Source organism: Streptomyces tricolor, from assembly GCF_002155905.1.
GTDB classification, from domain to species: domain Bacteria; phylum Actinomycetota; class Actinomycetes; order Streptomycetales; family Streptomycetaceae; genus Streptomyces; species Streptomyces tricolor.
Genome location: NZ_MUMF01000811.1, coordinates 1 through 3,911 on the forward strand (window position 1 = coordinate 1; position 3,911 = coordinate 3,911).

The 3,911-nt window shown below is 73.8% G+C and carries 3 protein-coding genes; 2 read left to right on the top strand and 1 reads right to left on the bottom strand.

Features of this window, described 5'->3' with window-relative positions; all coding sequences use genetic code 11:
• On the top strand, positions 1-586 hold a 586-nt coding region (locus CCN44_RS39925), incomplete at its 5' end, for a TetR/AcrR family transcriptional regulator (RefSeq protein WP_107502169.1).
• 95 nt (positions 587-681) lie between these two features.
• Positions 682-2,535 (top strand): dihydroxy-acid dehydratase, encoded by a 1,854-nt coding sequence (ilvD, locus tag CCN44_RS39930; RefSeq protein WP_059251658.1) that lies wholly within the window; start codon positions 682-684, stop codon positions 2,533-2,535.
• A gap of 368 nt (positions 2,536-2,903) precedes the next feature.
• On the opposite strand, the gene CCN44_RS39935 is transcribed toward ilvD, so the two are convergent.
• Positions 2,904-3,911, bottom strand: a 1,008-nt coding sequence (locus CCN44_RS39935; protein ID WP_158103215.1) for a PQQ-binding-like beta-propeller repeat protein, incomplete at its 5' end; no start/stop codon positions are given.

Below are 3,911 nucleotides of genomic sequence, written 5' to 3' on the forward strand. Positions count from 1 at the left end.
CCGCCGCGGCCGGCCCCCGCGCACCGAGTCCGCCGGCACCCGCGACCGCATCCTCACCGCCGCCCGCGAGGAGTTCTCCGCGCGCGGCTACGAGAAGACGTCCGTACGCGGCATCGCCAAGGCCGCCGGCGTCGACTCCGCCCTGGTGCACCACTACTTCGGCACCAAGGAGCAGGTCTTCGAGGCGGCCGTCGAGGTCGCCTTCGCGCCCGCCATGAACGCGCCGAACGCGGTGGCCGACGGTCCGGTGGAGGGCGTGGGGGAGCGGCTGACCCGCTTCGTCCTCGGCGTCTGGGACAACCCCGCGACCCGCGCGCCCCTCGTGGCGATCCTCCGTTCCGCCGTCACCAACGAGACCGCCGCCGCCGTCTTCCGCCGGCTCGTCGCCACCCAGCTGATGCGCCGGGTCGCCGCCCAGCTGCACCTGCCGGACGCGGAGCTGCGCGCCGAACTGGCGGCGGCCCAGATCGTGGGTACGGCGCTGATGCGCTACGTGATCAAGCTGGAGCCGCTGGCCTCGGCGGACCTGGAGCAGATCATCGCCCGTGTCGCTCCCGTCGTACAGGGCCATCTGACGGCACCGTGAAACGGGTGTCCCGCAATTCGGACACCTTGTCCCGCCACCTGGATGACCGGCGTACGCTCGATAGCAGCCATATCCGTCTGAAGGAGCGAGCGACGATGCCCGAGCTGAGGTCCCGCACAGTCACCCACGGCCGCAACATGGCGGGCGCCCGCGCCCTGATGCGCGCCTCCGGTGTACCCGGTGCGGACATCGGCCGGAAGCCCATCATCGCCGTCGCGAACTCCTTCACGGAGTTCGTGCCGGGCCACACCCACCTCCAGCCGGTCGGCCGGATCGTCAGCGAGGCGATCAAGGAGGCGGGCGGCATCCCGCGCGAGTTCAACACGATCGCGGTCGACGACGGCATCGCCATGGGCCACGGCGGCATGCTGTACAGCCTGCCCTCCCGCGACCTGATCGCGGACTCGGTCGAGTACATGGTCGAGGCCCACTGCGCCGACGCCCTGGTCTGCATCTCCAACTGCGACAAGATCACCCCGGGCATGCTCATGGCCGCCCTGCGCCTGAACATCCCCACCGTCTTCGTCTCCGGCGGCCCCATGGAGGCCGGCCGCGCCACCCTGGTCGACGGCACGGTCCGCACCCTCGACCTGGTCGACGCGATGTCCGAGGCCGTCAACGAGAAGATCTCCGACGAGGACATCCTCCGCATCGAGGAGAACGCCTGCCCGACCTGCGGCAGCTGTTCCGGCATGTTCACCGCCAACTCGATGAACTGCCTGACCGAGGCCATCGGCCTCTCCCTGCCCGGCAACGGCTCGGTCCTCGCCACCCACACCGCCCGCCGCGCCCTGTACGAGAACGCGGCGCGCACGGTCATGGACCTCACCCGCCGCTACTACGAGCAGGACGACGACACGGTCCTGCCCCGCAACATCGCCACCTTCCAGGCCTTCGAGAACGCCATGGCCCTGGACATCGCGATGGGCGGCTCCACCAACACGATCCTGCACCTGCTGGCCGCCGCCCAGGAGGCGGGCGTCCCGTTCGGCCTCGACCAGATCGACGCCGTCTCGCGCCGCGTGCCCTGCCTGGCGAAGGTGGCCCCCAACGTCGCCAAGGACCGCACGTACTACATGGAGGACGTGCACCGCGCCGGCGGCATCCCCGCCCTCCTCGGCGAGCTGCACCGGGCCGGGCTGCTCAACGAGGACGTGCACGCCGTGCACAGCCCGTCCCTCGACGACTGGCTGAAGACCTGGGACGTGCGCGGCGGCTCCCCGTCCCCGGAGGCCGTCGAGCTGTGGCACGCGGCCCCCGGCTGCGTCCGCTCCTCCGAGGCCTTCTCCCAGTCCGAGCGCTGGGAGGCCCTGGACGTCGACGCCGAGAACGGCTGCATCCGCTCCGTCGAGCACGCCTACTCCAAGGACGGCGGCCTCGCCGTCCTGCGCGGCAACCTCGCCGTCGACGGCTGCGTGGTGAAGACGGCCGGCGTGGACGAGTCGATCTGGACCTTCGAGGGCCCGGCGGTCGTCTGCGAGTCCCAGGAGGAGGCCGTCCAGCGGATCCTCACCCACGAGGTCAAGGACGGCGACGTCGTCGTCATCCGCTACGAGGGCCCCAAGGGCGGCCCCGGCATGCAGGAGATGCTGTACCCGACCTCGTACCTGAAGGGCCGCGGCCTCGGCAAGACCTGCGCCCTGATCACCGACGGCCGCTTCTCCGGCGGCACCTCGGGCCTCTCCATCGGCCACGCCTCCCCGGAGGCGGCCTCCGGCGGCACCATCGCCCTGGTCCAGGACGGCGACCGCATCCGCATCGACATCCCGGGCCGCTCGATCGAGCTGCTGGTCGACGAGGCCGAACTGGCCCGCCGCGAGCAGGCCCTGAACGGCGTCTACGCGCCGAAGAACCGCGACCGCAAGGTCTCCGCCGCCCTCCGCGCCTACGCGGCGATGGCGACGAGCGCGGACAAGGGCGCGGTGCGCGACGTGTCCCGGCTGGGCTGACCGACACCGGTCGTGGCAGGGGTCGCCTTGTGACGGGGGCGGCCCCTGCGCCGTGTCCGGACGCAGACCACCGGGCCGCCACCGGGGCCACCCGGACCGCCCCCCGGGGCCCCCGGACCGCCGACCCCGACGGCCACAGCCGGGCTCGCCGGGTCGACGGCCGTAACAGGGGCGCCGGGCACGCCGGGCACGATGGCCGCGGTCCCCGTCGCCGGACCCGACGGCCGTAGCCACTGCCACGAGACCGACGGCCGTGGTCCCCGTCGCCGGACCCGACGGCCGTAGCCGCCGCCAGACCGACGACCGTTGCCACCGCCGCCAGAGCTGACGCCGTAGACCACCGTCACAAGCCGACGCCCGTGCTCAGGTCACCAGGCCGACGGCTTCCGGCCGTCCACCGCGAAGACCGTGCCGTCGGGCGCGGCGGCGAGGACGTGGTGGCCGACCGGTACCGGAGCGGGCGGCGTGCTCATGACTCGCGCCGAGTTCGCGCCCAGGCGCGCCGGCGTCTGCCCGACGAGCCGGCCCTTGCGGGCGTCCACGGCGAGCAGCCGGCCGTCGCTCGCGGTGACGTACACCCGCCCGTCCAGCGCGACCGGCGCCGAGCCCCGGCTCACCGACGTCTCCAGATGCCACAGCCGCCGGCCCGACCGCAGGTCCACGGCGTCCAGCGAGCCGCCGGTGGCCAGCACGTACACCACGTTCCCGCGCACGGTCGCGTGCGCGCCGTCGAGCACGGTGGGCAGCGCGACCCGCCGCGTCGCGCCCGTCGCGGGCGTGTACCGGACGATCTCCTTGGCGCCGTACGCGCTGTCCACGGCCAGGAAGAACACCTCACCGTCCTGCGCGGCGAACGGCTTGAGCCACCCCCGCAGCCGTACGTCCCACCGCACCCGCCCGGTCTCCGGATCCACGGCGGTCACCCGGGTGCTCGCCCCGTCGGCCGACGTACGGGTCGCATAGGCCGACGACTCGCCGGGGAACGCCACGAACGACGGCACCCCCTGACCCGGGACCGCACCGCGCCAGCGCTGGGCGCCGGTCGCGGCGTCCACCCCGGTGACCGTGCCGTCGGCGCCGGCGAGCAGGGCCGTACCGCCGGCGTACCGCACCGTCGTCCCCGCGGGCAGCCGGCGCTGCCACGTCTGCTCGCCGGTGGCCGGGGCGAGCCCGGCGAGCCGTGTGCCGCCGTCCGTGTACGGCTGGACGAGACCGCCCGAGACGGCCGGCGGCCCGCTCGTGGACCGGGTGTCGACCGAGCGCCGCCACAGCAGCCCGCCGTCGTCCGGCGAGAGCGCGAAGACCACGCCCGGCCGCGCGCAGAGCACCTTCCCGCCCGCGTACGCGCAGTGCGGCATGCCCTCGCCGCCCACCGC